Raw genomic sequence first — 21132 nt, forward strand, 5'->3', positions numbered from 1 at the left:
GTCACTCTCGCTGAACTGTTTGGCCAGCTTGCCACTACTCGCTGAAGAAGGCATCTATGTCGACTAATTACTGGTCAGACCAATGCACCACGACCTAGACAGACGGGCAAAAAAAGCCCAAATTGAGGCCATGTTTTGTAAACAACGCTTTCTGACGCACGCCTTTGAAGCATAGGCGCACAGAACGTTTAGCATTTACCTTCAATGATAATAAGCATGGGATGTCGTGATGAATATCCTCTTTGATGAACGCCTGGACGGCGAGCTGGTTCGGCGTGATAAAAGCGAGGTCTTAACCGACCTGCAGCAAGCCGTTCCCGACATGACGCTGCTGCATCGCGAAGAAGACCTACGCCCCTTTGAGTGCGATGGGCTGGCGGCCTATCGCGTGCTACCGATGCTGGTGGCGCTGCCTGAAACCTTTGACCAAGTGAAAGAGCTGCTCAGACGCTGCCATGCCCTGAGCGTCCCCATAGTGACCCGTGGCGCGGGCACCGGGCTTTCCGGCGGCGCGCTGCCACTGGAACAGGGCGTGCTTTTAGTGATGTCGCGCTTTAACCAGATCCTCAAAGTCGACCCTGATGCCCGCCTGGCGCGGGTCCAACCCGGCGTGCGCAACTTAGCGATTTCCGAAGCCGCTGCGCCTTACGGCCTCTATTACGCACCGGATCCATCTTCGCAAATTGCCTGTTCGATTGGCGGTAACGTGGCGGAAAATGCCGGTGGCGTGCACTGCTTAAAATATGGCCTAACGGTGCATAACGTCATGCGCGTCGATGTCCTCACTATTGAGGGCGAGCACATGACCCTGGGCGCTGAGTCTTTTGATGCGCCTGGCTTTGATCTGCTGGCCTTGATGAACGGCTCAGAGGGCATGCTCGGCGTCGTCACGGAAATCACCGTCAAGCTACTGCCTAAACCGGAAACCGCCAAAGTGCTGATGGCGAGCTTCGATGATGTCGAGAAAGCCGGTCGCGCCGTCGGCGATATCATTGCTGCAGGCATAATTCCCGGCGGCCTGGAGATGATGGATAAACTCGCCATCAAAGCCGCCGAAGATTTTGTCAAAGCAGGCTACCCTCTCGATGCCGAGGCGATACTGCTCTGTGAGCTGGACGGCGTTGAAGCCGACGTGGACGACGACTGCGATACCGTACGTCGCGTACTGGAAGCCGCGGGTGCCACCGATATTCAGCAGGCTCGCGATGAAGCCGAGCGCGCCAAGTTCTGGGCCGGGCGTAAGAACGCCTTCCCAGCGGTGGGTCGTATGTCGCCGGATTACTACTGTATGGATGGCACTATCCCCCGCCGCGAGCTGCCCCGTGTGCTTAAAGGCATTGCCGCGCTTTCCGAGGAGAGCGGCCTGGCGGTGGCGAACGTGTTCCACGCCGGCGATGGCAATATGCACCCACTAATCCTGTTTGATGCCAATAAAGAGGGACAGCTGGCGCTTGCCGAAGAGGTGGGTGGCAAGATTCTTGAGCTCTGCGTAGCCGCAGGCGGTTCGATCACCGGTGAGCACGGCGTTGGGCGCGAAAAGATCAACCAGATGTGCAGTCAGTTCCAGCCGGATGAGATCGGCGTTTTTCATGCCTTGAAAGCCGCGTTTGATCCACAGCGACTGCTCAACCCGGGCAAGAACATTCCGACGCTGGCGCGCTGTGCCGAGTTTGGTGCTATGCATGTGCATAACAACGAACTACCGCACCCGGAGCTACCGCGCTTCTAGCAGTGAGCCAAGCCGAAGCTAAGACAATAATTAGCCAAGATTAAAAGTGGGAAAGACCATGACCGAACGAGCGATTGCTGACAGCGATATCGCTGATGCCCTGTGTGAACAGGTACGCAGCGCCTATGACGCACGCACACCGCTACGCATTGTAGGTGGAGATACCCGCGCCTTTTATGGCCGACCGGTAGAAGGCCAAGCGCTACAAATGGCCGAACACAGTGGCATTGTCAGCTACGATCCGGTGGAGCTGGTGGTGACCGTGCGTGCTGGCACGCGGCTTAGCGACCTACAGGAAGTGCTGGCTGAGAAACACCAAATGCTGGGCTTTGAGCCCCCCATGTTTGGTGAGGCTTCCACCATTGGTGGCGCCGTGGCCACCGGCCTCTCCGGCCCACGCCGCCCCTGGGCAGGCGCAGCCCGTGACTTTGTGCTGGGCACGCGCATCATCACCCAAGAGGGCAAGCTGCTCCGCTTTGGCGGGGAAGTGATGAAAAATGTTGCCGGTTACGACCTGTCGCGACTGATGGCAGGCGCCCAGGGAACGCTCGGCGTATTGACCGACATCTCCTTTAAAGTGCTGCCTATCCCCACTGCAACTCACAGCCTTCGCTTAGCCGTTGGGCTGGATGAAGCGCTTAAAAAACTTGCCGAGCTGGGTCGAAAACCACTGCCGATTACCGCCGCCGCCTGGCACCACGGCGAACTGTTTCTGCGCTTGGAAGGCGGCAAAAGCTCTGTGGCCGCAACCCAGGCAAGCCTAGGCGGCGAGCCGCTTGATGCTAGTTTCTGGCGCGAGCTGCGCGACCATAGTCACGCTTTCTTCGCCTGTAACGACGGCCAAGCGCTATGGCGGTTGTCACTACCGCCCAACACCGCACCGCTGGGGCTGGATATTCCCGAGGCCGATATTTTTTACGATTGGGCGGGCAGCCAGCGCTGGGTGAAAACCACCCTGGATGCCAGCACTTTGCGCGATGCCTGCAGCGCAGTGGGTGGTCATGCCACCTGCTATACCCCGCAGGCGCAAGGCGGCGTCGCAGAGCCGTTCACACCGCTCAATGCCGTAGTGGAAAAATATCATCGTAATCTAAAGGCGGAGCTGGATGCCCATGGCATTTTTAACCCCGGTCGTCTTTATGCGGCGTTTTAATCAGGAGAGCTGACATGCAGACGCACTTTACCGATGCCGACCTTCAGAAGCCGCATCTTCAAGAAGCAGATCGCATTTTGCGTACCTGCGTTCACTGCGGTTTTTGTAACGCCACCTGCCCGACATACCAGCTGTTAGGCGATGAGCGCGATGGCCCCCGCGGGCGTATCTATCTAATGAAGGAGCTGCTGGAGAGCCGTGACGATGACGATCAGGTCACCGAGGAAACACGCCTGCATCTCGATCGCTGCTTGACCTGCCTGAACTGTGAAACCACCTGCCCCTCGGGCGTGGAGTACCACAAGCTGCTCAACATTGGCCGTGCTGAAATTGAGCGCCGCGTGCCCCGCCCAGCAGGTGAGCGGGCCCAGCGCTATGCCCTGCGAAAAATGATGGTTGAGCCTAAACGTTTCCAGGCACTGCTAAAACTGGGGCAAACCTTTAAGCCGCTGGTGCCCAGCAAGCTACGCAATAAAATGCCCGCCGCCCCGGTCGATGCCGGCATGCGCCCTGATACCAACCGCCATACCCGGCAGGTGTTAATGTTGGAAGGCTGCGTACAGCCGGGGCTGTCACCCAATACCAATGCTGCCACCGCGCGGATTCTTGACCGGCTCGGTATTAGCGTAACGCCTGTGGCTGAAGCGGGCTGCTGCGGCGCCGTTGATTTCCACCTCAACGCCCAGGACGACGGACGAGCCCGTATGCGCGCGAACATCGATGCCTGGTGGCCGTACATTGAACAAGGCACCGAAGCCATTGTGCAAACCGCCAGTGGCTGCGGGGCTTTTGTCAAAGAGTATGGCGACATGCTAAAAGATGACCCCGATTACGCTATTAAAGCGCAGAAGGTCAGCACCCTGGCCAAAGATATTGTCGAAATTCTGCGCGATGAGCCGTTAGACGCATTGAACGTTAAAGCGTCACAACGGCTGGCGTTCCACTGCCCTTGTACGCTGCAGCACGCTCAGAAGCTCAACGGTGCGGTCGAAGGCGTGCTGAGCAAGCTTGGTTTTGCGTTAACCCCGGTGCAGGATGGGCATCTTTGCTGCGGCTCGGCAGGCACCTATTCGATCACCCAACCCGAACTGGCCACCCAACTGCGCGACAATAAGCTCAATGCGCTGGAAGCCGGTGACCCAGAGGTGATCGTGACGGCGAATATCGGCTGTCAGACCCACTTGGCGGGCGCCAATCGCACTCCGGTACGCCACTGGGTAGAGATCGTCGATGCGGCGCTCACTTAACGCTTCAAACTAACGTGCCACCCTTAACCCCAGGCCGCGCAGGCTTTTAAAAGCGCGGCTACTTCACCCCTCCTTTAACAAGGATTTAAGCATGCAAACAAAGGCTATTCTCGCTCAGAGCGATGTGACCAACGTACTCGACGCCGCGCAGAAAGAGGCTGACAGCAACAGCTGGCCGGTGACCATTGCGGTGACCGACGACGGCGGCCACCTGCTGGCATTGCGCCGTCTGGATGGCGCGGCCCCTTTCAGCGCCGAAGTCGCTACGCACAAAGCGCGCAGTGCGGCACTAGGTCGTAAAGAGACCCAGGTATTTGAAGAAATGATTAATGGCGGCCGCACTGCTTTTGTCACCGCCCCGCTGCAAGGCCTGCTTTCAGGCGGCGTACCGATTACGGTTGACGGGCATGTGGTAGGCGCCGTGGGCATTTCCGGCGTAAAACCCGACCAGGATGTGCAGGTTGCCAAAGCAGGTGTTGCCGCGATTACGGGCTAAAAGCTGCAAACTAACACGCCGACATACGAAAAAAGCCCGGATCATTGATCCGGGCTTTTTGGAATTCTTTCGGCTAATGCCGATATCTTCACTAGCAATACAAAACTAATAATACAAATGCTTAATGGCGGACCGGACGAGACTCGAACTCGCGACCTCCGGCGTGACAGGCCGGCATTCTAACCGACTGAACTACCGGTCCACGTAAAAGCACTTTTACAACAACCATCAAAAACTAGCTATCGAAGTGGTTCAGAGGCACTTCTAAAGTTAGATGATGGTGGGTGGTACTGGGTTCGAACCAGTGACCCCCAGCTTGTAAGGCTGGTGCTCTCCCAACTGAGCTAACCACCCAATCCATTGATAAGCACTTATTGTCCTTACCAATTCAGCTTAGCAGTTATCGTGGCGGACCGGACGAGACTCGAACTCGCGACCTCCGGCGTGACAGGCCGGCATTCTAACCGACTGAACTACCGGTCCGAATAGCGATAACAACTGTTAGCAGACGTTGATTTGATGATGGCGGACCGGACGAGACTCGAACTCGCGACCTCCGGCGTGACAGGCCGGCATTCTAACCGACTGAACTACCGGTCCGTTATGCGCATCAAATACAGGTCATACTAGGTACTGCTTTTCACATTTCCAGGCCATCTTTTTAAATAGCATAAGATGGTGGGTGGTACTGGGTTCGAACCAGTGACCCCCAGCTTGTAAGGCTGGTGCTCTCCCAACTGAGCTAACCACCCGCTGGTCACGTGGCGCTGCATTCTACAGAAGGCTTACCGGATGTCAATACACAGGGTTAAAATTTGCGATTTAAACCAGCGCGTTGCTCTCTCTCGTAAGGCCTGGGCCATGAGCGCGGACGAAGGATGCCGCAACCTGGGTGGCCTCGTCAATCAAAACCGTTTGTGTCACGCCAGAAAAGCGCCGCGGCTTAAAATCGTGATCGCCATCTTTCAGCCAAGCGAGCTGCGCGTTGGGTGACAATGTATAGCCTGCAACCTCCTCCCGACTACCGAAAGGATCACGCTCGCCTTGTAAAATCAGCATAGGACAGGCAATCGCGGGCCAATGATCCAAACGCAGTTTGTCAGGCGCCTTGATTGGATGAAACGGGTAACCTGCCACCACCACACCGGGCACCGGGCTAATAAACGGCTGTTCACTGGCTGGCTGATCACTGGGAGATTGTGTACTGGCAAATTGTGTACTGGCAAATAAGGTAGCCACGCGACCGCCCATCGATTTACCCCCAATCCAGAGCGGCCCGTCAAACAGGGGATCAAGTAGCGCGTACCACTCGGCAAACTGGGCAAGAGTTTGGGCAATAGGTGGCGGTGGTCGGCGTTTGCCGGTTTCCTGCATCAGTTGCATATAGGGGAAATCAATACATAGAACCTGAACGCCTTGAGCCGTCAGAGAGGTGACAAATTGACGCATGAAAGGAGACTGCTGGCCCGCCCCGGCACCATGGGCAAACAGCAAGCGACCTAGCCTGGCTTGACCATGGACGGCCAACGGCCCCATGCCCTGCACCAGGAAAGCAACATTTGGCTGGCGCTTAAGGGCCTCTTTCAACCCCCTGGGAGACACTTCGATATATCCAGACAAAGTGTAATGTGACACTTACTGCTCCTGATAATTCAGTCTTTAACCAATTGGTGTGTTCAGGTTAAGCCCTGGCTGCGCTAGAATCTTGGTCGGATCTTGACCTGCATCATCAAGCGGGTGGCCGCACCCGTGCAAAATGCCACGGGTAACCCCCTAACCGCGTTCGATGGGAACATGACATGAGCACAGCATTTGAACACCCGACCTACAACTACAAGGTAGTTCGGCAGTTCGCGATTATGACCGTTGTGTGGGGCATTGTGGGGATGACCATTGGTGTCATCCTCGCCTCGCAGCTGGTTTGGCCGCAACTGAACCTTGGCATACCTTGGACTAGCTTTGGGCGCCTGCGTCCGTTACACACTAACGCCGTAATTTTCGCCTTTGGCGGTTCGGCGCTCTTTGCCACGTCGTATTACGTTGTCCAGCGCACCTGTCAGACGAGGCTTTTCTCTGACAAGTTAGCGGCCTTTACGTTCTGGGGCTGGCAAGCGGTCATTATCTCAGCAGTCGTGTCACTGCCTATGGGTTACACCACGACCAAGGAGTACGCTGAGCTAGAATGGCCGATCAATATTTTGATCGCGGTCGTATGGATCAGCTACGCCATTGTCTTCTTAATGACGATCAAAAAACGCACCACGTCGCATATCTATGTGGCGAACTGGTTCTTCGCGGCGTTTATTTTGACCGTTGCTGTGCTACACATCGTGAACAACGCGGCCATCCCTGTAACCCCCATGTACTCCACCTCGATTTACGCCGGTGCGGTGGATGCGATGGTGCAGTGGTGGTACGGACACAACGCGGTAGGCTTCTTCTTGACCGCTGGATTCCTGGGCATGATGTACTACTTCGTGCCGAAACAGGCAGAGCGTCCGATCTACTCCTACCGCCTATCAATCGTCCATTTCTGGGCATTGATCATGATCTACATGTGGGCAGGCCCTCACCACCTGCACTACACCGCACTACCTAACTGGGCACAGTCGCTGGGTATGATCATGTCCATCATTCTGCTGGCTCCCTCCTGGGGCGGCATGATCAACGGCATGATGACCCTGTCAGGGGCTTGGCATAAGCTGCGTACGGATCCGACGCTACGCTTCTTGGTGGTTGCCCTGTCGTTCTACGGCATGTCCACCTTTGAAGGCCCGATGATGGCAATTAAGACCGTCAACGCGCTGTCGCACTACACTGACTGGACCATTGGTCACGTTCACTCTGGTGCGCTTGGCTGGGTCGCAATGATCACCATCGGTTCGATGTACCACCTGATCCCGCGCGTCTTTGGTCGCACGGCAATGTACTCGGTCAACCTGATCGCTGTGCACTTCTGGCTAGCCACGATCGGCACCGTACTGTACATCGCCTCCATGTGGGTTAACGGCATTCTGCAGGGCCTGATGTGGCGTGCGATCAACCCTGACGGCACCTTGATGTACACCTTTGTCGAAGCCGTTGAAGCCAGCGGGCCGGGCTACTTTGTTCGCTTAATCGGCGGCCTCTTCTGGGTCACCGGCATGCTGATCATGGCGTTCAATGTGTACATGACAGTTAAGCGTCGTGAGGCCATCAGCCATTCAGCGCCACAAGCTGCTTAAACCGGGGAAGTTGAGACCAATGAAACACGAGATTGTCGAAAAGAACGTTGGCCTGCTTGCCGTGTTGATCCTTGTCGTGATCAGTTTCGGTGGTTTGGCTGAGGTCGTTCCGCTGCTTTTCCAGAAGCAGACCACCGAGCCGGTTGAAGGCCTGGAGCCGCTGTCGGCGCTTGAGTTGGAAGGCCGGGACATCTACCGCCGTGAAGGTTGTGTGGGCTGTCACTCGCAAATGGTGCGGCCATTCCGCGCCGAAACCGAGCGCTACGGCCACTACAACGTGGCAGGCGAGCAAGTGTATGAGCACAACTTCCTATGGGGCTCTAAGCGTACCGGGCCAGACCTAGCACGTGTTGGCGGTCGCTATAGCGATGATTGGCATCGTGCTCACCTCTACAATCCCCGGGATGTAGTGCCTGAATCGGTGATGCCTGCTTACCCCTGGCTGTTTGAAAACACCCTCGATGGTGATGCCACTCCCAAGAAGATGCGCACGCTGCGTCAACTGGGTGTGCCGTATACCGACGAAGATATCGCCAACGCTACTGACGACGTAAGCGGCACCCAGGAAATCACCGCCTTGGTCGCTTACCTGCAGCAGCTCGGAACCGTGCTCGAGGGCACTCGTTAAGCTATGGATACGGGAACTTTTCGCGGTCTCATCACGCTGGTCTTGATTTTCGCTTTTATCGGAATCGCCCTCTGGGCGTATTCCAAGCGACGCAAACCAGATTTCGACGAAGCGGCTAATTTGCCCTTTGCCGACGACGATGAGCAACCGACCAGTGACAAGCACGCTTCGCGTGAACGCGACAGCGAAGCGCATTCCCGCGACGACAGGGGAGATAAGAATATATGAATAATTTATGGGGTGACTCCCTATCCGGCTTCTGGAGCGCCTGGATCATTATCATTACACTTGGCACGATTGCGCTAAGCGTATGGATACTGCTGGCTAACCGGCGCACCGACAAGACGCCTGACGCAGACGGCAACGTAGAAACCACCGGCCACGCCGCCGATGGCATCGAAGAGTATGACAACCCACTGCCGAAGTGGTGGTTCCAGCTATTCGTCTTGACGGTAGTTTTTGCGCTGGGCTACTTGGTGCTTTACCCCGGCTTGGGCAACTACGCAGGGATACTAGGCTGGTCGCAGGAGGGTCAGTGGGAAGAGGAAGTCGCTCAGGCGGAAGAACGCTTTACGCCGATTTTTGCCCAGTATCAGGAAGTGCCTATTCCTGAGCTTGCTGAAGATCCCGAAGCGATGCAGGTCGCAGAGCGGATTTACCAGAATAACTGTGCGGTGTGTCACGGTTCCAACGCACAGGGCGGTTACGGCTTCCCTAACCTGACCGATGACGACTGGCTGTACGGCGGCGAACCTGAAAATATTCTGACCACCCTCAACCAAGGCCGTAACGGCAATATGCCTTCTTGGCAGCAGTTGGGGCAGGAGAATATTGGGAACCTGACGCAATATGTTCTGTCCCTTTCTGAAGAAGAGCACGACGCTGAGCGCGCAGCGAGCGGCGAAAGCACCTTCGGGGCGGTATGTGCAGCCTGCCACGGCCCCAGCGGCACGGGTAACACGGCTCTCGGCGCACCCAACCTGACAGATAACACCTGGCTTTATCTGGCACCCGGCCAGGATGTCGGTGACTCTATCCGTCAAACACTGCGTAACGGCCGTAACGGCCATATGCCTGCACAAGCGGCCTATATCGGTGAAGAACGTGTTCATCTGGTCGCGGCCTACGTGTATAGCCTGCGCTTAGCGGAATGATAGATCGTTGACGAAGAGCGATTACCGTCAGCAACGCTAGCCAAGCAAGGGTGCGGCCCCAAACCGCACCCTTTCTTTATACCCAACCCGATACAATATTACCGAAACATCCAGACTATCTAAGCGTCTAATTTAATTAAGCACCTAGCTTAACGGAGCATCAGTTCAATAGAGCAATGGGTGCAGTCTCTCCTGCCTTCTGAGCCGGGAATATCACCATGGAAAAGATACCAAGCCAAGACGTCACGCCGAACCCGGTAGGGCATCACACTCCCTCTGAAACGGTTACCCGGGAAATGTACGCCAAGCGTCGCCACATTTATGTGCGCGAAATCAAAGGCGTTTTCCAGAAGCTTCGGCGCAGTGCCAACTGGGCGTTAATGCTGGCATTTTTCCTATTACCCTGGATTAACATTGGTGGTCGGCCGTTAATTCTCTTCGACCTACCTAATCGTGAATTTCATATTTTTAGCGCCACGTTTTACCCACAGGAGTTCATACTGCTGTCGTGGTTACTGATTATCTGCGCCTTTGGGCTGTTCTTCATAACCGTTTTTGCTGGCCGGGTATGGTGTGGCTACACCTGCCCGCAAAGCGTTTGGACCTTCCTGTTTATTTGGCTTGAACATCGCATTGAAGGCACGCGCAATCGGCGCATAAAGCTCGACAACCAACCGATGAGTGCCGACAAAGCTTGGCGCAAAGTGGCCAAGCACACCGCCTGGCTGCTCATAGCCCTCGCTACCGGCATCACCTTTGTGGGTTACTTCACGCCCATTCGTGATTTAGTGGCGGAATTGCCCACCTTTGAGGCCCATGGCTGGTCCTACTTCTGGGTTGGCTTTTTCCTGGTATTTACTTACCTCAACGCGGGTTGGCTGCGCGAGCAGGTGTGCATCTACATGTGCCCCTACGCGCGTTTCCAATCGGTCATGTTTGACCGCGACACATTGATCGTCTCCTACGATGAATCACGGGGCGAACCCCGTGGCCATCGCAAAAAAAACCTGAGCCATTTAGAAGCCCGCGAGGCAGGCTATGGCGACTGTATCGATTGCGACCTTTGCGTGCAGGTCTGCCCCACCGGTATCGATATCCGAGACGGGCTACAGTATGAGTGCATAACCTGCGCTGCGTGTATTGATGCCTGCGACAGCGTGATGGATAAAATGGGCTACCCACGCGGCTTGGTGCGTTACACCACCGAAAATGCTCTTGAAGGTAAAAAGAGCCATATTTTGCGACCTCGCTTACTGGCTTACTTCGCAGCTCTGTTGGTAATGATCGGCACCTTTGTCTGGGCTGTTAACGACCGCATGCCACTAGACTTTGAGGCCGAGCGAGAACGTACCCAGCTTTACCAAATGACTCGCGGCGGCCAGATTAGCAATGTGTTTAGCCTGACCATTCGTAACCTCGATGATCAAGACCACACCTACCAGCTAAGCGTTGCTGGATTGCCTAGTCTCACTCTAGACAGCAGTACGATTAGTGTACCTGCAGGGGAGTCGCGCTTCGAAGCCGTCACCGTGAACGCCGATCCCGACGATTTACAGCAACCCAGCCATCCCATTGTATTCACGCTGCAGGCTCAACAGGATGCGGATATTCACCTCGAGCGCGAAACCAGCTTCCTGGGCAATATTAGGAGATAAGCAACTATGTCATCCCTACCTTCTGGCGATAAGGTGACGCCTTGGTATAAACAGTTTTGGCCGTGGTTTTTAATCGGCATTCTGCTCTCGTCCATAATGTTTAGTATTACCTATGCCGTTATGTCGGTTAAGAGCTTCGATGGCATGGTTGTTCAGGAGGATTATTACAGGCATGGTAAAGCCATCAATATGGTGCTTGCCAAGCAAGACCGTGCCCGAGAGTTAAACCTAAGTGCAGATTTACGCCTTGATCCACTCACCAGCGATATTGTGATTGATTTAAGCGGCGATGCACGTCCAGACAAACTCTATTTGGATCTCATATTCCCGACCGAAGATGATCGCGATCAATCCTTCGTACTTGAGCATGTTCGTGAAGGCCGCTACATCACCCAAGGCCCAGATAATCTTCGCTACCGCTGGTATCTACAGATTCAGCCTGCGCAAGAAGATGCAGAATGGCGCCTTACCGGTGAGGCTACGTTCCCCGATGAAAACAGCGTCGCGCTACTACCAGGAGGGCGTACAGAAAGCGAATGAGCAACGACGCGCCCTGCTACCACTGCGGTAACCCGGTGCCCGCTGGGGCTCCCTGGTCGATTACCCTTGATGATCATGCCCACCCGCTCTGCTGTCCCGGCTGCGAAGCGGTGGCCCATGCCATCGTCGACGGTGGTTTAGAAAGTTACTACCGCTACCGCACCGAACTGCCCGAACGACCGGATGAGCGCCAGGCTGCCAAGGCCGATACCTGGTCGGTGTTTGACGACCCCGGCCTGCAGGCGCAGTTTGTTCACCCCGACGGTGATGAGGGCAATGTCAAAGCTACCCTCGCCATCGAAGGCATTACCTGTGCCGCCTGTGCCTGGCTGATCGAACACCGTTTAAATGCCTTAACCGGCGTTGCCTCCAGCGCGGTGAATTTAACTCACCACCGTCTGCGGGTGAGCTGGGATCCCCAGCAGTTAAAACTCTCACAACTGCTGGCCGAACTTGCCGCCATTGGCTACGACGCCCAGCCCTACGAGCCAGACCAGGCTCAGACGCGCATGCAGCACGAAGAGCGTATGAACGTGCGTCGGCTAATCATCGCCGCTGTCGGCATGATGCAGGTGATGATGTTCTCTATCCCAATCTATGTCTCCGGCCCCGGTGAAATCAGCGACGACTTCTACGCGCTGTTTCACTGGCTCTCCTTTGCACTAGCCACGCCGGTGGTGTTTTTTTCCGCCCAGCCGTTTTTCCGCAACGCCCTGCGCGACCTGCGCACTGGCGTACTGGGTATGGACGTACCGGTCTCGTTAGCCATTGGTGGCGCTTATCTTGCCAGCAGCTATGCCGTGCTATTCAACGTCGGCGAGGTCTATTTTGACTCGGTAGCCATGTTCACCTTCTTTTTACTGTTTGGCCGCTACGTGGAAGGCCGTGCCAGACGCCGCAGCGGGCATAGCGGCAATGCACTGAGCGGCGTACTGCCGATTTCGGCCACGCGGTTAGAAAGCGATGGCAGCGAGCGCATTCTGCCCGCCAGCGAACTTTCCCCCGGTGATCGCGTATTGATCAAGCCCGGCCATGGCGTGCCCGCCGATGGCATCATCGAGGAGGGCGAATCGAGCCTGGACGAATCGATGTTGACCGGTGAATACCTACCGGTTACTCGCCGGGTGGGCGACCCGATTACTGGCGGTAGCCAAAACATGGAAAACCCTCTGGTAATCAGGGTGACCCATGCCGGGCGCGATGCCCGGGTAGCGGGTATCGTCGACCTTACCGACCGTGCCTTTGCCAGCCGTCCGCGGCTAGCCCAGATGGCTGAACGTATGGCGCACCTATTCGTGCTACGCCTGCTAATAGTCACAGCCTGCGTGACTATCGCCTGGTGGTTTATCGACCCCTCAAGGATGCTCTGGGTGCTACTTTCGGTGTTAGTGGTGACTTGCCCCTGCGCTCTGGCGCTGGCCACCCCAGCGGCACTAACCGCTGGTCACGGCCAGTTGCGAAAGCGCGGCGTATTGATTACCCGAGCCGATGCCATGGAGACGCTCTCTAAGGTTACCCGGGTGATTTTTGATAAAACCGGCACCCTGACCCGCGGCGAGATGTACCTTACCCAAACCCAGACTCTTGGCGAACTCACCGCCGAGCGAGCCCGGGCAGTTGCTGCCGCTCTTGAGGCCAACTCGGAACACCCGATCGCCCGAGCCTTTCGACCGTTCCGCGATGCTACCCTGCAAGCCAAAGACATTCACAGCTACACCGGGCAGGGGCTCGAAGGCAGCTTAAACGACGCCCGATGGCGGTTGGGCAAGCCCGAATTTGCATTGGAGGGGGGCATAGCGGCGCCTGCCAAAGGCCAGTGGCTGCTGCTTAGCGAAGATGGTGTGCCCCGTGCCTGGTTTGGCCTGCACGACGGCATTCGCGATGACGCTGCCGCCACGATTAAAGCCCTCCAGGCCCAAGGTTTAAGCGTGGAGCTACTCTCCGGTGACACCCAGGATGCCGTGGAAAGCCTGGCTGATCAGCTCAACATCGCCACTTGGCACGCAGGCACCAGCCCGGAAGGCAAGCTGGCACGGATGAAGGAGCTTCAGGCCGCAGGCGAAACCGTCGTGATGATTGGTGACGGCATCAACGACGTGCCGGTGTTAGCCGGAGCCGATGTCGCGATTGCAATGAATGGCGCAACGGATCTGGCCCGCACCCGCGCGGACGCGGTGCTACTCAGCCCGCGCCTGATGCGTATTTTTGAGGCCATCGAGATTTCCCGCGCCACCCGGCGTATCATGCGCCAGAATATGATTTGGTCAGTGTGCTACAACTTTTCGGCGCTGCCGCTGGCAGCAATGGGGCTGGTGCCGCCCTGGCTAGCCGCGATTGGTATGTCGCTGAGTTCGTTAGTGGTAGTGGGTAATGCGCTGCGACTGTCTCGCTGGCGCACCCAGCCTGCGCCAACGCTCGACACTTCAACACCGGTAACCGCATGACGATTCTATACCTGCTCATTCCACTCTCGCTGATTTTGCTCGGCCTCGCCGTCTGGGCGTTTTTCTGGGCGGTGAAAAATGATCAGTTCGACGACTTAGAAGGCCCGGCATACCGCATTCTATTTGATGAGGATGAAAACGACCTCAGCCCCGAGCAGCGCCAGAAAACCAAGCAAAAATCTGCTGCGCCAACTGATCAAGACACACCCGACGACCCAGAGCCCCGTTCATGAATCCGACAGGGCTTGATCTGCCGCCGCTCATGGCGGCGTTTGTGTTCGGCTTGATGGGGGGCGCCCATTGTATCGGCATGTGTGGCGGCATTATGAGTGCGCTCACCTTTGCAGTCCCCCCTAGCATGCGCCACCCGGCACGCATGGGAGGACTGCTGCTCAGCTATAACGCAGGCCGTATTATTAGCTATATGAGCGCAGGCGCACTGGTTGCGCTGCTAGGCACGCTGTTTTCGCTTTCTGCTACGGCACGCCTGTTGCTTCAGGTATTTGCCGCGCTGATGCTGATCTTAATGGCACTGTATATCGCCAACTGGTGGAAAGGCCTGCTCAAAATTGAGGCCGTGGGTCGACGGCTATGGCGCTTTATTGAGCCCGTGGGGCGTCGCTTGATGCCCGTAGTCCATCTTCCCCAAGCCTTCGCCCTGGGGGCACTCTGGGGCTGGCTCCCCTGCGGGCTGGTCTACTCCATGCTGGCCTGGAGCCTGGCGATTGCCGACCCGCTTCAGGGCGCGCTACTCATGGGCGCCTTTGGGCTTGGCACCCTGCCTGCACTACTTGCCACTGGCCTCGCTGCCCGCCAACTCAGCCATTTGATACGCCACCCCGCGACCCGAAGTGTGGCAGCGCTGACAATTATCGCTTTTGCGCTGTGGCAGCTGTGGACGCTCACCGCACACAACGTCTATTAGCATGACGTGGCTCAACATTTACCTCCCGACCACGGTTTAGGCTAGCGGCATTTCCTAACGTCGGAGCGCTCCTTTATGCCCGTTCATGCCCCCGCTGCATTGCCCCTTGCACCCGCAGCTGCCGCAGCCCCCATGCAGCCGGTGTGGGATGAAGCGTTACTGCGCCGCTACGACACCAGCGGCCCACGCTATACCTCCTACCCCACGGCACTGTCGTTTCATAACCAATTTACGCCTGACGACCTGACCCAGGCGCTGGAGCGTAGTAATGCTAGCAAGCGTTCGCTCTCGCTGTATGTTCACGTGCCCTTCTGCCGCAAAATCTGCTTCTACTGCGCGTGTAATAAAATCGCCACCAAAAACACCGCCCTGGCCGAGCCCTATATAGCCCGGCTTGACCGCGAAATGGTGCTGACCGCACGCCATTTGGATACATCACGACCGGTGGAACAACTGCACTGGGGCGGTGGCACACCGACGTTTCTCAGCTTGAACCAGATGGGTGACCTGATTGATCGACTGGATGCACGCTTTGGCCTTTCGTCGTCTGCTAACCGCGATTACGCGATTGAAATAGATCCTCGCGAAGCGGATGTGTTTACTCTGCGCCATCTCGAATCCCTCGGCTTTAATCGCATCAGCCTGGGCGTGCAGGACGTAAGTCCACTGGTGCAGAAAGCGATTAATCGCATTCAACCTCGAGTGCTTACCGAAACGCTGATGGATGAGGCGCATCGCCTGGGCTTTCGCTCGCTCAATCTCGATCTAATTTACGGTTTGCCCTTTCAGACTGAAAAAAGCTTTGCCGACACTCTACGCCAGGTGATCGAGCTCAACCCGGCGCGCCTTTCCGTGTTTAATTACGCGCATATGCCCGAGCGCTTTGCCCCACAGCGACGTATTAATGTCGACGACTTGCCGGGTAGCGATGAGAAACTGGCGATTCTGCGTATCACCATCGAAATGCTCACCGCAGCAGGCTATGTGCATATTGGTATGGATCACTTTGCCCGACCTGATGATAGCCTGGCTATTGCCCAGCGCGAAGGCTCACTGCAGCGCAACTTCCAGGGCTACTCCAGCCACGCTCAGTGCGACTTAATAGGACTTGGCGTATCAGCGATTTCCCGTATAGACGATGTCTATGCGCAGAATCCTAGCGACCTGGCCCGCTACGAAGCGGCGCTGGACCAGGGGCAGCTTGCCACCGTGCGCGGCATTCGCTTAAATGATGACGACCTGATCCGCCGGGACGTGATTGAGCGGCTGATGTGCGATATGGGCATTGACCTGGCCGCCGTTAGCCAACGCTGGAACATTGATGCCCCCCGCTACTTTGCGCCAGCGCTTGAGCGCCTGCAGAGCGCCGAACAGGATGGACTATTGACCCGTAGCGGTGATCAGCTTAAAGCTACGCCGATGGGACACCTGCTGATTCGCCATATAGCCATGGCGTTTGACGCCCATCTTTCTGGGCAAACAGGGCAACGATACTCTAAGATTGTTTAATAACCTTACGGTAGGCATGCTAAAGCAATTACAATAAGTAAGGATTTTCTAATTGATACGCATGACCCATTCAAGGAGCAACGCATGTTGGAACCGATGAGCCGTCGGCGCTCGCTACTCCATGAAGCCCGCTGCCAAACCTGCAGTTTGAGCTCACTGTGCCTACCACTTGCCCTGGAGCTGGATGATGTGGGGCAGTTTGATGCCATTATTCGTCGCCGGGCGCCGCTGAAAAAAGGCGAACCCCTATTTCGTCAGGGTGACGCCTTTACCAGCGTTTACGCAGTCCGTTCGGGTAGTTTGAAACAGATCACCGCTGAAGGTAACGGCAGTGAGCAACTCACCAATTTCTACCTGCCTAGTGAACTGGTGGGATTGGATGGCATTGACGAAGAGCAGTATCCCGGTAGCGTGATCGCCCTGGAAACCACCACTGTTTGCGAGATCCCTTTCGACCGCCTGGATTTGCTCTCGGAGGAACTGCCCGAACTGCGTGGTCAGCTGTATCGCAGCATGAGTAAGGAGTTGCGCGATGACCGCCGTATGATGCGGCTACTCTCGCGCAAAACCGCCGATCAGCGACTGGCGAGCTTTTTGATTACCCTTTCGGATCGTTTTCGTCGCCGAGGCTACTCACCTTTCAGCTTTCGCCTCTCGATGCCCAGAGCCGATATCGGCAACTACCTGGGCTTAGCAGTGGAAACGGTCAGCCGCATACTAAGCCGCTTTCAGCAGCAGAATGTGGTGGCGGTCTCCGGCCGAGAGGTCAACATTCTCGATATGCAGCGTTTGATTACCCTCGCCGAAGAAGAAGAGCAAACGGTTAGCTGACGTTAAAGGCCTGGATACGACCCGCCAGCAGCTCTTCTTGCTTGGCCTCTAGACCTTCAAAATCGAACAGGCTGCGGTCAGCCAACTGGGAAGGGGCAATGTTGGTGACGGCCTTGAACATGCTTTCCAGACGGCCTGGAAACTTTTTGTCCCACTCAGCGAGCATCTCTTTGACCACCTGGCGCTGCATATTGGGCTGGGAGCCGCACAGGTTGCAGGGGATAATCGGAAACGCCATCAGCCGCGAAAACTCGGCGATATCAGCCTCTTTGCAGTAGGCCAACGGCCGAATGACGATATTCTTACCATCATCGGATAACAGCTTTGGCGGCATCGCTTTCAGATTGCCGCCAAAGAACATATTGAGAAACAGCGTTTCGAGAATATCTTCCCGGTGATGGCCTAGAGCTATCTTATTGGCGCCAATCTCTTCGGCGAAGCCATAAAGCGAGCCGCGCCGCAGACGTGAACATAGCGCGCAGGTGGTTTTGCCTTCGGGGGTTTTCTCTTTCACCACCGAGTAGGTATCGCGCTCGACAATGTGGTACTCCACGCCCTGCTTATCCAGATACGCGGGCAGCACGTGTTCGGGAAAGCCGGGCTGCTTTTGATCCAGGTTGACCGCCACCAGCGAAAAATTGACCGGCGCATTGCGCTGTAAGTTACGCAAAATCTCTAGCATCGTGTAGCTGTCTTTTCCGCCGGAGAGGCAAACCATCACGCGATCGCCTTCATTGATCATTTGGTAATCAATAATCGCGTTACCCACTTCTCGGCGTAGGCGCTTTTGTAGCTTGTTAAACTCACGCTTCTGCTTCGCATCAGCCAGCTCTGGCTGGTCGTGCTCAGCGTTAGCTGGGGGGGCTCCAACCGTGTCAAGGTGAGCAGGATCAAAGTGATCAAGAGATTGCATGGTATAAGCACTGCCGAGGGTGTGGTGAAGAGAAGGGGCGCTACACAGAAATAATTGAGCGCTATTCTAACAACACTCTTCGCCTGGACCCAACTCCTCGTCACTCCCTCTAAGCAGTCTGCGCCATAATGCGCTGCAAGCGTATATACAGCAGTGCGCTGGCGGTAGCCTCTCCAAGCACACTCTGCACGGCCATGGCGGGTACTTGCCAGCACGCCAACGCTTGGGCGAAGTTGCTGGGCGCTTCGACCTCCGGATGCAGGCGCCGCAGCTGGCGCTGATGCAGTTTTGCCACATCGACCTGGGCATTGGGCAGGGCAAAATTCAGCCGCTTACTGAGCAGTGCATTTAATGCGCCGAGCCGCTGCTCTAACTGCCAACCAACGATGGGTCGATTGCCGATAAACTCTACTAAGGCGCCTAAGTTATCACTGTTTGACGTTAGCACCGCCCCCGCCTCGCAAAGCAAGTGATGGCGGCGCAGCGATGCGCTATCGGGCGGCTTCGCACTGCTTAGGGTTATCACAAAAGCGCGACTGGTATGCACCTGTTGCTGGCTAAGTACCACTGCCGCCAAACTGATCACAGGCGATGATTGAGTAGGCGTTACAGTACAGGCGAGCGACACCAACTCTTCGCCCATATAGGGCTGAAACAGCCAGGCATAGGGGGAATCTGCACAGCGGCGCCGGTCACTTTCACGTCTTAGCAAGGTGCGTAACGAGCCGCTAAATAACGTCATATGTCGATCTAACAGCCGCATTCCGCTCACGAATACTCCAAATGGTAACGATGGGAAAGCCGCTGCTTAAAGTCTTTGACAATATGCATCGCTTCGCGCAGTAGGTCGCGCTCCAGGGAAGAGAGGTTTTGCACCACAACACGGTTAGCGCGGCTGCTGTTTTGAGAATTAGCTTCTTTAGCGTCCGCAGCGGTTTCCAGCGTACTTAGCTGCTGCTTAAGGCGCAGCTCGGAAAACAGTGCCAACGCTTCCCCCAGGTCATCGGCAAAACGGCGATCCAACCGGCCATCAGCCGCCAGGGCATCCAAGCGATCAAACGTCGAGGTGGCTTTGATGCTCCGTTCAAGCGCCATCGTGCGCACACCGTGAACGATAGGAAAAATACCGCCTTTCTTAATATCAATACCGTGTTGGGGCTTTTTCAACGAACCAAACAACGTTAGCGGCGTCGAGAAACGTAGCGCCGTGCGGGCAAAATAGGAGAGCAGCAGCTCATCGCCCGAACAGCGTTCAAAAAGCTCATCGCGGACGCTTTCAAGCAGGCTGGGATTGCCCGCTACGGCATGGGCATCAAGCATAATTGCCAGCTTCATTAGGCTATCGCCGTCACGCTCCCTGGCCCACTTGGCAATATTGCCTTTCCACTGAGTTACCGTAGCCACCCACTCGGGGTTAGACACCATAATATTGCCGGGGCACGGCGGGTAACCGAGCTGAATCAAGGTATCGGTGAGCGTCTGCATGTGGCTGGCAAGTTCAGGCCACTGGGTGTCATCGGCAAGAATCAAGCCATTATCCTGATCCGTTTTTAGAATCTGTTCACCGCGCCCTTCGCTACCCATCACCATCATGCAGCTCTGCTCGTGGTAGCGCTCATTGATAGTGAAATCCCAGGCTTTGCTCATGATACGACCGTTCAGTGCCGCGAGCAGATCCATTGCAAAGCGTAGCTTCACGCCCTGGGCCATCAGCGCTTTGACCAGTTCTGGGGTGCGCTGGCTGGCGACCGAAAGCGCCTCTAAGCTGTTCGCCTGCTCCACCTGCAGGCTCACCACATAGCTGCGGCTTGAGAAGTAGCTAAGCACGTCGGTGAGCTCGACGACGCCTTTCAAGGCGTTTTGCTCCAACACGACCACTCGCGCCACTTTATGGCGGGTCATCAGTACCAGAACTTCAAATAAATACTGATCCGGTGCGGCGGTCACTAGATTAAAATGGGCGATCTCATCCACCGATGATGTTATAGCGTGGCCATCCAACACTAGCGCGTTGAGTAGATCGGTTTTGGTCACTATGCCCAGTGTGTCTTGGGTCTCCACCAGCAGGCTATCGGCGTGGCTTTCGTTAAGCTGTTTTACAGCGCTGGCAATATCGGTCGCCGCCGACATCAGCAACGGCTCGCGCATGCATTCGCTCACCTTGGCAAGCATAAAACCCGCCATGGTAACGCCACCTTCGGCGCGCTTTTCGGTCAGCAAACGTGCCTTATGGGTCAGTGACTGGCGAAAGAAATTGCTGAAATCAGGGTATTGGCGACACAACTGTTGAAACAGTGCTTTGGGTAGCAGGTAACAAAGACACTCCTGCTCAGCCTTAAAGCGGTAGCGGCTTTTACCATTGAGAATACTGATCGCGCCAAATAGATCCCCCGCCGTGTAATGGCCAATGCGGGAGGTAGATGAGGGCAGCGTCGGGTCGATTTCCGCGACCTCGCCTTTATGAATCAAAAAAACAAACTCTCCCGCTTGACCGGACTCTAAAATGATTTCGTCACGATCAAAATAGGCTAGGTCAATGCCACGACGAATGTGGTCACGCCCCTCATCGTCAAGGAGCGTAAACGGCAGTTGGGATAGATCCACATCGACCATGGCGTATGACCTCATTAAACGAGACTGCGACTAACCGGATTTTGCCTAATGGCGAGCAAGCAGACATAAGA

At 56.1% G+C, this 21132-nt stretch carries 19 protein-coding genes and 5 tRNA genes; 15 read left to right on the top strand and 9 right to left on the bottom strand.

Annotation, left to right across the window (positions count from 1 at the left end):
* Nucleotides 1-229: 229 nt before the first annotated feature.
* The 4 genes from glcD (at nucleotide 230) to QEN58_RS15170 (ending at nucleotide 4625) form a co-directional block, all read left to right on the top strand.
* On the top strand, nucleotides 230-1729 hold the full coding sequence (gene glcD, locus QEN58_RS15155; RefSeq protein WP_280104453.1) for a glycolate oxidase subunit GlcD: 1500 nt from the start codon (nucleotides 230-232) through the stop codon (nucleotides 1727-1729).
* 58 nt (nucleotides 1730-1787) lie between these two features.
* Nucleotides 1788-2882 carry a glycolate oxidase subunit GlcE gene (gene glcE, locus QEN58_RS15160; protein ID WP_280104454.1) on the top strand — a complete coding sequence of 365 codons (1095 nt, stop codon included), beginning with the start codon at nucleotides 1788-1790 and terminating at the stop codon, nucleotides 2880-2882.
* A gap of 14 nt (nucleotides 2883-2896) precedes the next feature.
* Nucleotides 2897-4129 carry a glycolate oxidase subunit GlcF gene (glcF, locus tag QEN58_RS15165; protein WP_280104455.1) on the top strand — a complete coding sequence of 411 codons (1233 nt, stop codon included), beginning with the start codon at nucleotides 2897-2899 and terminating at the stop codon, nucleotides 4127-4129.
* A 91-nt stretch (nucleotides 4130-4220) separates the two neighbouring features.
* On the top strand, nucleotides 4221-4625 hold the full coding sequence (locus QEN58_RS15170) for a heme-binding protein (protein WP_280104456.1): 405 nt from the start codon (nucleotides 4221-4223) through the stop codon (nucleotides 4623-4625).
* A 125-nt stretch (nucleotides 4626-4750) separates the two neighbouring features.
* Here QEN58_RS15170 and QEN58_RS15175 read toward each other — a convergent pair.
* The 6 genes from QEN58_RS15175 to QEN58_RS15200 all read right to left on the bottom strand — a co-directional run bounded on the left by QEN58_RS15175 (nucleotide 4751) and on the right by QEN58_RS15200 (nucleotide 6260).
* Nucleotides 4751-4827, bottom strand: a tRNA-Asp gene (locus QEN58_RS15175).
* Nucleotides 4828-4903: 76 nt separating this feature from the next.
* Nucleotides 4904-4979: transfer RNA gene (locus QEN58_RS15180), tRNA-Val, on the bottom strand.
* 52 nt (nucleotides 4980-5031) lie between these two features.
* Nucleotides 5032-5108: transfer RNA gene (locus QEN58_RS15185), tRNA-Asp, on the bottom strand.
* A gap of 40 nt (nucleotides 5109-5148) precedes the next feature.
* Nucleotides 5149-5225: transfer RNA gene (locus tag QEN58_RS15190), tRNA-Asp, on the bottom strand.
* Nucleotides 5226-5301: 76 nt separating this feature from the next.
* A tRNA-Val gene (locus QEN58_RS15195) sits at nucleotides 5302-5377 on the bottom strand.
* A 70-nt stretch (nucleotides 5378-5447) separates the two neighbouring features.
* On the bottom strand, nucleotides 5448-6260 hold the full coding sequence (locus tag QEN58_RS15200; protein ID WP_280104457.1) for an alpha/beta fold hydrolase: 813 nt from the start codon (nucleotides 6258-6260) through the stop codon (nucleotides 5448-5450).
* Between the two features lie 164 nt (nucleotides 6261-6424).
* Here QEN58_RS15200 and ccoN point away from each other — a divergent pair, with 164 nt between their 5' ends.
* From ccoN to fnr, 11 genes are all read left to right on the top strand, one after another.
* Nucleotides 6425-7849: a cytochrome-c oxidase, cbb3-type subunit I gene (gene ccoN / locus QEN58_RS15205; protein WP_280104458.1), complete on the top strand. Its 1425-nt coding sequence runs from the start codon at nucleotides 6425-6427 to the stop codon at nucleotides 7847-7849.
* A gap of 19 nt (nucleotides 7850-7868) precedes the next feature.
* Nucleotides 7869-8477: a cytochrome-c oxidase, cbb3-type subunit II gene (gene ccoO / locus QEN58_RS15210; RefSeq protein ID WP_280104459.1), complete on the top strand. Its 609-nt coding sequence runs from the start codon at nucleotides 7869-7871 to the stop codon at nucleotides 8475-8477.
* Nucleotides 8478-8480: 3 nt separating this feature from the next.
* Nucleotides 8481-8705 (top strand): cbb3-type cytochrome oxidase subunit 3, encoded by a 225-nt coding sequence (locus QEN58_RS15215; RefSeq protein WP_280104460.1) that lies wholly within the window; start codon nucleotides 8481-8483, stop codon nucleotides 8703-8705.
* Nucleotides 8702-9631 carry a cytochrome-c oxidase, cbb3-type subunit III gene (ccoP, locus tag QEN58_RS15220; RefSeq protein WP_280104461.1) on the top strand — a complete coding sequence of 310 codons (930 nt, stop codon included), beginning with the start codon at nucleotides 8702-8704 and terminating at the stop codon, nucleotides 9629-9631. The genes QEN58_RS15215 and ccoP overlap by 4 nt, the downstream gene beginning before the upstream one ends.
* A 218-nt stretch (nucleotides 9632-9849) precedes the next feature.
* Entirely contained in the window at nucleotides 9850-11286 is a 1437-nt protein-coding gene (gene ccoG / locus QEN58_RS15225) for a cytochrome c oxidase accessory protein CcoG (RefSeq protein WP_280104462.1), read from the top strand.
* Between the two features lie 6 nt (nucleotides 11287-11292).
* Nucleotides 11293-11826 carry a FixH family protein gene (locus tag QEN58_RS15230; protein ID WP_280104463.1) on the top strand — a complete coding sequence of 178 codons (534 nt, stop codon included), beginning with the start codon at nucleotides 11293-11295 and terminating at the stop codon, nucleotides 11824-11826.
* Entirely contained in the window at nucleotides 11823-14270 is a 2448-nt protein-coding gene (locus QEN58_RS15235; RefSeq protein ID WP_280104464.1) for a heavy metal translocating P-type ATPase, read from the top strand. Before QEN58_RS15230 ends, QEN58_RS15235 begins: the two co-directional genes overlap by 4 nt.
* Nucleotides 14267-14503 carry a cbb3-type cytochrome oxidase assembly protein CcoS gene (gene ccoS / locus QEN58_RS15240; protein ID WP_280104465.1) on the top strand — a complete coding sequence of 79 codons (237 nt, stop codon included), beginning with the start codon at nucleotides 14267-14269 and terminating at the stop codon, nucleotides 14501-14503. Before QEN58_RS15235 ends, ccoS begins: the two co-directional genes overlap by 4 nt.
* Nucleotides 14500-15195 carry a sulfite exporter TauE/SafE family protein gene (locus tag QEN58_RS15245; RefSeq protein WP_280104466.1) on the top strand — a complete coding sequence of 232 codons (696 nt, stop codon included), beginning with the start codon at nucleotides 14500-14502 and terminating at the stop codon, nucleotides 15193-15195. Before ccoS ends, QEN58_RS15245 begins: the two co-directional genes overlap by 4 nt.
* A 75-nt stretch (nucleotides 15196-15270) precedes the next feature.
* A complete protein-coding gene (gene hemN / locus QEN58_RS15250; protein WP_280104467.1) occupies nucleotides 15271-16704 on the top strand; it encodes an oxygen-independent coproporphyrinogen III oxidase in 1434 nt (477 codons plus the stop codon).
* An 84-nt stretch (nucleotides 16705-16788) separates the two neighbouring features.
* Nucleotides 16789-17535: a fumarate/nitrate reduction transcriptional regulator Fnr gene (fnr, locus tag QEN58_RS15255; protein ID WP_280104468.1), complete on the top strand. Its 747-nt coding sequence runs from the start codon at nucleotides 16789-16791 to the stop codon at nucleotides 17533-17535.
* Here the strand turns inward: fnr and ttcA are convergent.
* From ttcA to QEN58_RS15270, 3 genes are all read right to left on the bottom strand, one after another.
* A complete protein-coding gene (ttcA, locus tag QEN58_RS15260) occupies nucleotides 17528-18448 on the bottom strand; it encodes a tRNA 2-thiocytidine(32) synthetase TtcA (protein WP_280104469.1) in 921 nt (306 codons plus the stop codon). The two genes, fnr and ttcA, sit on opposite strands and share 8 nt — an antisense overlap.
* Before the next feature lie 109 nt (nucleotides 18449-18557).
* Nucleotides 18558-19211 (bottom strand): 3'-5' exonuclease family protein, encoded by a 654-nt coding sequence (locus QEN58_RS15265; RefSeq protein ID WP_280106950.1) that lies wholly within the window; start codon nucleotides 19209-19211, stop codon nucleotides 18558-18560.
* Between the two features lie 5 nt (nucleotides 19212-19216).
* Nucleotides 19217-21061 (bottom strand): DUF294 nucleotidyltransferase-like domain-containing protein, encoded by a 1845-nt coding sequence (locus QEN58_RS15270; protein ID WP_280104470.1) that lies wholly within the window; start codon nucleotides 21059-21061, stop codon nucleotides 19217-19219.
* Between the last annotated feature and the right edge of the window lie 71 nt (nucleotides 21062-21132).

Source organism: Halomonas alkaliantarctica, from assembly GCF_029854215.1.
Taxonomy (GTDB): Bacteria; Pseudomonadota; Gammaproteobacteria; order Pseudomonadales; family Halomonadaceae; genus Vreelandella; species Vreelandella alkaliantarctica_A.